Raw genomic sequence first — 6284 nt, 5'->3', positions numbered from 1 at the left:
CCCCGGGGGGGCCGCCGTTTCGGGTGTCGGGCGGGCCCGGGCCGCCCCGGGCCGGCCCGGGTCGGCACGGTCAGGTGGCGAAGACGCGTTCGACGGCCTGGCGGCCCCGGCGGGCCACGCGCAGGTACTCGTCCAGGAACTCCTGGGGCTCCACGCCGCCCAGGATCCTCGCCACCGCCGCCAGGTCGGGGCCCTGGCGGGGCAGCTGGTCGGTGGCGCGGCCACGGACCAGGGTCAGCAGGTTGCGGACGTGGGAGGCCTGCTCCCAGGCGGCGCGCAGCGCGGCCGCGTCCGCCGGGTCGACGAGACCGGCGTCGGTGGCGGCGGCCAGGGCGTCCAGGGTGCGGGTGGTGCGCAGGGCGGGGACGGTCCGGCCGTGCAGGAGCTGCAGCAGCTGGACGGTCCACTCCACGTCGGCGAGGCCGCCGCGGCCGAGCTTCGTGTGGGTGGTGGGGTCGGCGCCGCGGGGCAGGCGTTCGGAGTCGACGCGGGCCTTCAGGCGGCGGATCTCGTGGATCTGGTCGCGGGTGAGGCCGCCGTCGGGGAAGCGCATCGTGTCGGCGAGCTCCAGGAAGCGCTCGCCGACGCCCGCGGAGCCGGCCACGTGGCGGGCGCGGAGCAGGGCCTGCGCCTCCCAGACCTTCGACCAGCGGGCGTAGTACTGCTGATACGCGAACAGGCTGCGCACCAGCGGGCCCTGGCGGCCTTCGGGGCGCAGGTCCGCGTCGACGCCGAGCGGCGGGTCGGGGGCGGGGCGGGCGAGGAGGCGGCGCAGGTCCTCGGCGACGGTGAGGGCGAGCCCGCTGGCCGCGTCGTCGGCCATGCCGGGCGGGGGTTCGTAGACGAAGAGGACGTCGGCGTCGGACGGGTAGCTGGTCTCCTCGCCGCCGAGCCGGCCCATGCCGATGATCGCGAACTCGAGGCCGCGGTCGGCGGCGGGCGCCGACGTGACGCCGAGGGTCGCGCGCAGCGTGGCGTCGATGACGGCGGACAGGGCCACGCCGACGGCGGAGACGTCGAGGAAGCCGAGCAGGTCGGCGCAGGCGATGCGGAAGAGCTCGCGGCGGCGGGAGGCGCGGACGGCGTTGATCGCGGTCTCGGGGTGGTCGTGGCGGGCCGCGGCGGCGGCGAACTGCGTCGCGAGCTGCGCGGCGGTGCGCGGGACCAGCTCGGCGTCGTCGGCGAGCAGCCGCAGCGCCTCCGGATCGTGGACGAGCAGCTCGGTGACGTAGCGGGACAGGGCGAGCAGCCGGGCCAGGCGCAGCGCGACCGGGCCCTCGTCGCGCAGGAGCCGCAGGTACCACGGGGTGTTGCCGAGCTTGTCGGACACCTGCCGGTAGGCCAGCAGCCCGCGGTCGGGCTCCGGGGCGTCGGCGAACTCGCTGAGCAGGACCGGCAGGAGCTGCCGCTGGATCGCCGCGGTGCGGGAGACGCCGCCGGTGAGGGCCTCGATGTGGCGCAGCGCCCCGGCCGGGTCGGCGAAGCCGAGCAGTTCGAGGCGGGCCTTGGCCGCGGTCGCGGTGAGCCGCAACTGCTCGCTGGGGACCCTGGCGACCGCCTCCAGGAGCGGGCGGTAGAGCAGTTTCGCGTGCAGCCGCCGTACCTCCTGCGCGTGCCGGACCCAGTCGGCCCGGAAGGACTCGACGGCGTCCCGCGCGGCGTTGGGACGGTAGCCGAGGGCGTGCGCGAGCCAGCGCAGCGCGGCCGGGTCGTCGGGCACCGTGTGGGTACGCCGGAGGCGCTGCAGCTGGAGGCGGTGCTCGACGGTGCGCAGGAACCGGTACGCGCGCAGCAACGCCTCACCGTCGGCGAGGCCGACGTAGCCGCCCTCGATGAGGGCCCGCAGCCCGGCGATCGTGGTCGGGGTCCGCAGCGACTCGTCGGCGCGGCCGTGGACGAGCTGCAGCAGCTGCACCGCGAACTCGATGTCGCGCAGCCCGCCGGGGCCGCGCTTGATCTCGCGGTCGAGCTCGCTGCGCGGGATCTGCTCGATGATGCGCCGGCGCATCGCGCGGACCTCGTCGACGGCCTCGGGGCGCTCGGCGGCGGACCAGATCAGCGGCTGCAGCTCCGCCAGCCAGCGGGCGCCGAGCTCGAGGTCGCCGGCGGCGGGCCGGGCCTTCAGCAGCGCCTGGAACTCCCACGTCTTCGCCCACTTGCGGTAGTACGCGAGATGCGAGGCGACGGTCCGCACCAGCGCCCCGCGGCTGCCCTCCGGGCGCAGGGCCGCGTCGACGGGCCAGGCGACGAAGCCGCAGATCTCCATCATCCCCGACGCGAGGGTGCTGCCGGCCCGCATCGCGACCTCGACGTCGGCGCCGCCGACCGGCTCGCAGACGAACACGACGTCGACGTCGCTGACGTAGTTGAGCTCCCGCCCGCCGCACTTGCCCATCGCGACGACCGACACCGTGCAGACGTCGGCGAAGGAAGGGTGCTCGACCTGGACGATCGCCAGGGCGGCCGCCAGCGTGGCGTCGGCGAGCTCCGTGAGGCGGCGCATCGTGACGTCGACGTCCGCGGCACCCGTCAGGTCGGCCGCGACGATGCGCAGCAGCTCCCGCCGGTACGAGCTGCGCAACGACGGCACGGTCGACACGTCGCGGGTCGTGAAGCCGGCGGGGCGCTTGTTCTGCTCGCCGAGCAGCTCCTTCCACTCGTCGGGGTTGGCGACGAGCAGGTCGCCGAGGGTCGCGGACACGCCGAGCACCCCGATGAGCCGCTGCCGCAGCGACCGGTCGGTGAGGACGGCCTCGCGGACCTCGTCCCCGGCCGCCGCTCCTGCTGCCTCGATGAGCCGGTGCAGCTGGAACAGCGCCAGGTCGGGGTCGGCGGCGAAGTACAGCGTGTCGAGCAGCGTCGCGGCGTCGTCGTCGACGGGCCGGCGCGCCTCGGCGTCCCACAGCCGCAGCCCCTCCGGGCCGGCAAGCGCGGAGGAGCGGGCGTCGTCGGTGAAGCCGAACCGGGCGAGGTGGCCGGCGGGGGGCATCAGGCGGGCCCCAGCAGCGGCAGGGACCGCGGGCCGCCGTCGCCACCCTGGAAACCATCGGGGGTGCGGCCCAGCGCGACGGCCGCGAACCGCTCCGCGAACGGCTGCCACACCTCGGCGACGTCCGGCAGCGCCTCCTCGACGCTCTCGAGCAGCTCGATCGGGTCGATGCCGAGCTCGCCCAGCGTGCCGACGCCGTCCATCGCCCACGCGGCGAACATCTCCAGGTCACACTCGATGTGGAACTGCAGCCCCCACGCGGACGGGCCGATCCGGAACGCCTGCACCGGGTAGTGGGTGGACGCGGCGAGCAGCGTCGCGGTGACGGGCAGCTCGACGATCTCGTCGTGGTGCCAGTGCAGCACGTCCGGGGCGAACGGCACCGCGGCGAACACCGGGTCGTTGTCGGCGACGTCCCGGCGGGCCACCAGGCGCACCCCGATCTCGGGCCCGGCGGCGCTGCGCTCGACGGTCCCGCCGTGCGCCTGCGCGAGCAGTTGCGCGCCGAGGCAGATGGCGAGGGTCGGCACCTTGTGCCGGACCGCCTTGCGTAGCAGGCCTTCCAGCTGGGCGAACCACGGCGCGCCCCGCTCCCCGTCCGGCCCGGGGAACGCGTCCTGCTCGCCGCCGAGCACGACCAGCGCGGCATACCCCTCCAGGTCGGCGGGCAGCTCCTCACCGGCGTGCGGGCGGACGACGGTCAGCTCCAGGCCGCCGCCGGTCAGCCAGCCGCCGAGGCGCGCCAGGCCGTCGCTGGGGTCGTTCTCCACCACGAGCGCCACCCGTCCCCGTGGGGACCCTTCGATCGTCACGACCCGACAATAACGGCGTGCGAACGCTGCGACGCGGAGACGTGGTCGGACTGGTGTCACCGTCGGGCCCGACCAGGCCGGACCGGGTGGCCCGCGGCATCGAGCTGCTGTCGGGCTGGGGGCTCGAGGTCCGTGCGGGCCGGCACGTGTTCGACCGCAGCGGCTACCTGGCCGGGCACGACGGCGACCGGCTCAGCGACCTCAACGAGGCGTTCGAGGATCCCGAGATCCGCGCCGTCGTGTGTACGAGAGGCGGCTACGGCGCACAACGCATCGTCGACGGGCTGCGGCTGGCGTCGCCGAAGCATCTGGTCGGGTTCTCCGACATCACCGCGTTGCAGCTCGCGGTGTGGCGGCGGACCGGCTGGGCGAGCGTGCACGGGCCGGGCGGCGCGTGGTTCGACGACCGTCTGCCGGCCTCCTCGGCGGAGTCGTTGCGGGCCGCGCTGTTCACGTCGGGGCCGCTGCGGTCGTACCTGAGCGACGACGAGGAGACGAGTGCGGTGACGGTGCCCGGGCCGACGGTCAGCGGGGTGCTGCTGGGCGGGAACCTCTCGATGCTGGCCAGCACGGCCGGCACCGTCGACATGCCGTCGTTCGCCGGGGCGATCATGGTGCTGGAGGACGTGGGCGAGGCGCCGTACCGGGTGGACCGGATGCTCACGCACCTGCGGCGGGCGGGCGCGTTCGAGGGCGTCGCGGGGGTGGCTGTGGGGCAGTTCACGGACTGCGTGGGCGCGGGGCCGACGGTCGTGGACGTGCTGCGCTCGTGCCTCGGCGGTCTGGGGGTCCCCGTGCTGGGCGGGCTGCGGATCGGGCACGGGGTCGGTCAGGAGACGGTGGTCCTGGGCGCCCGGGCCGAACTGGATACGACCGTGGGCTGTCTCACGTCACGCGCCGACCAGTCTTTTGACTGATGGCGTGGGGTTGGTGCTGGGGCAGGATTGCGGCATGAGTTTCGTGACCACAGGGTTCGGGGGGCGGCGGCGTCCGCAGGAGCCTGACCTGCCGCCGGGGCAGTATCTCGCCCACGACTTCCCCGTGCTGTCCGCCGGGCCGACGCCGAAGCTGAGCACGGACCGGTGGGAGTTCGTCATCACCACCGAGACCGGGGCGCGGACGACCTGGACGTGGGCGGAGTTCACGGCGCTGCCGCACGAGGACGTCACCGTCGACATCCACTGCGTCACGAAGTGGTCGAAGCTGCAGACCGGCTGGCGGGGTGTCGCGATCGACACGCTCATGCAGGACGTCGAGTCGGCCGCCGACTTCGTGATGGCACACTCCTACGACGGCTACACCACCAACCTCCCCCTGGAGGACCTCCTCGACGGCCAGGCGTGGGTGGCCTACCGCTACGACGACGAGCCGCTCACCCCCGAGCACGGCGGCCCCGCGCGGCTGCTGGTCCCACACCTGTACTTCTGGAAGTCCGCGAAGTGGGTGCACGGCCTGCGGCTGATGCTGGAGGACGAGCCGGGCTTCTGGGAGGCGGCCGGCTACCACGACTACGGAGACCCATGGCGCGAGCAGCGGTACCAGGGAGACTGAACGGTCCGGAGCGGAGCGGAGGAGCCGTGCAGCATGGGCACAGTCCGGAGGTCAGGCGGCCGGAGCGCAGCGGAGGGCGACTGACCTGGCGTAAGGCGACGCTTCTGGAGGCGCGGTGGGAGACGTCTTCGGCGCGGACCCTGGTCTTCGACGTCCCTGACTGGCCAGGGCACCTGCCAGGGCAGCATGTCGACCTGCGGTTGACGGCCGAGGACGGTTACACGGCGCAGCGCAGCTACTCGATCGCGTCGGCGACGGGTGCTGCCGCGTCGGGTCTCGCTGCGCCGGGTGGCGACGGGCTGGGGGCGGGTGTCGTGGAGATCACCGTCCAGCGGCTCGACGACGGTGAGGTCAGCCCGTTCCTCGCTGACGTCTACGACGTCGGCCAGCCCATCGAGCTGCGCGGGCCGATCGGCGGCTGGTTCGTGTGGCGGCACACCGACCCCGCCCCGGTCCAGCTGGTCGCGGGCGGGTCCGGCATCGTCCCGCTGATGGCGATGATCCGGTCCCGCGCGGCGCACGGCGTGCGGACCCCGTTCCGGCTGCTCTACTCGGTGCGGACCCCGCAGGACGTCATCTACGCCGACGAGCTGCGCGAGCGGGCCCGCGACGACCGCGGTCTCGACGTGCAGTTCATCTATACGAGGGTGCGCGGCTCCCGGATCGGGGTCGCCGACGTCAACACCCACGCCTGGCCGGCCGACTTCGCGCCCGCGGTCTTCGTCTGCGGCCCGACCGGCTTCGTGGAGACCGCCGCCGACGTCATGGTCGCCCTCGGCCACGACGCCAGGAGCATCCGGACCGAACGCTACGGCTGACGCCACCCGGGCAGCACCCACCGGCCCCGGCCGACCACCGCCGGGGCGTCCGGCGGCGGCTCGGCCTGTCCGGGCGATGCGGGCCGCTCACGAAGGATCCGGCCCGCATCGGCA

At 74.4% G+C, this 6284-nt stretch carries 5 protein-coding genes; 3 read left to right on the top strand and 2 right to left on the bottom strand.

Features of this window, described 5'->3' with window-relative positions:
• Positions 1 to 70: 70 nt before the first annotated feature.
• Positions 71 to 2989 (bottom strand): bifunctional [glutamine synthetase] adenylyltransferase/[glutamine synthetase]-adenylyl-L-tyrosine phosphorylase, encoded by a 2919-nt coding sequence (locus ABZ321_RS15830; RefSeq protein ID WP_354891436.1) that lies wholly within the window; start codon positions 2987 to 2989, stop codon positions 71 to 73.
• On the bottom strand, positions 2989 to 3801 hold the full coding sequence (locus ABZ321_RS15825) for a type 1 glutamine amidotransferase (protein ID WP_344506225.1): 813 nt from the start codon (positions 3799 to 3801) through the stop codon (positions 2989 to 2991). The genes ABZ321_RS15830 and ABZ321_RS15825 overlap by 1 nt, the downstream gene beginning before the upstream one ends.
• Positions 3802 to 3818: 17 nt before the next feature.
• Between ABZ321_RS15825 and ABZ321_RS15820 the strand changes: the two genes are divergently transcribed.
• The 3 genes from ABZ321_RS15820 (at position 3819) to ABZ321_RS15810 (ending at position 6170) form a co-directional block, all read left to right on the top strand.
• Positions 3819 to 4718 carry an LD-carboxypeptidase gene (locus tag ABZ321_RS15820; protein ID WP_354891433.1) on the top strand — a complete coding sequence of 300 codons (900 nt, stop codon included), beginning with the start codon at positions 3819 to 3821 and terminating at the stop codon, positions 4716 to 4718.
• Positions 4719 to 4752: 34 nt separating this feature from the next.
• A complete protein-coding gene (locus tag ABZ321_RS15815; RefSeq protein WP_344506223.1) occupies positions 4753 to 5352 on the top strand; it encodes a sulfite oxidase-like oxidoreductase in 600 nt (199 codons plus the stop codon).
• 80 nt (positions 5353 to 5432) lie between these two features.
• Entirely contained in the window at positions 5433 to 6170 is a 738-nt protein-coding gene (locus tag ABZ321_RS15810; protein ID WP_354891453.1) for a ferredoxin reductase, read from the top strand.
• Positions 6171 to 6284 lie beyond the last annotated feature (114 nt).

This window comes from Dactylosporangium sp. NPDC006015 (genome assembly GCF_040614215.1).
Lineage (GTDB): Bacteria > Actinomycetota > Actinomycetes > Mycobacteriales > Micromonosporaceae > Dactylosporangium > Dactylosporangium maewongense.
The sequence above is the reverse complement of the archived record's forward strand: the minus strand, read 5'-3'. Positions and strand labels throughout refer to the sequence as shown.

Bases quoted from the DNA above. Each gene is read 5' to 3' on its own strand.
- ABZ321_RS15830 (WP_354891436.1), bottom strand. From the start codon at position 2,989: ATGCCCCCCGCCGGCCACCTCGCCCGGTTCGGCTTCACCGACGACGCC.
- ABZ321_RS15815 (WP_344506223.1), top strand. From the start codon at position 4,753: ATGAGTTTCGTGACCACAGGGTTCGGGGGGCGGCGGCGTCCGCAGGAG.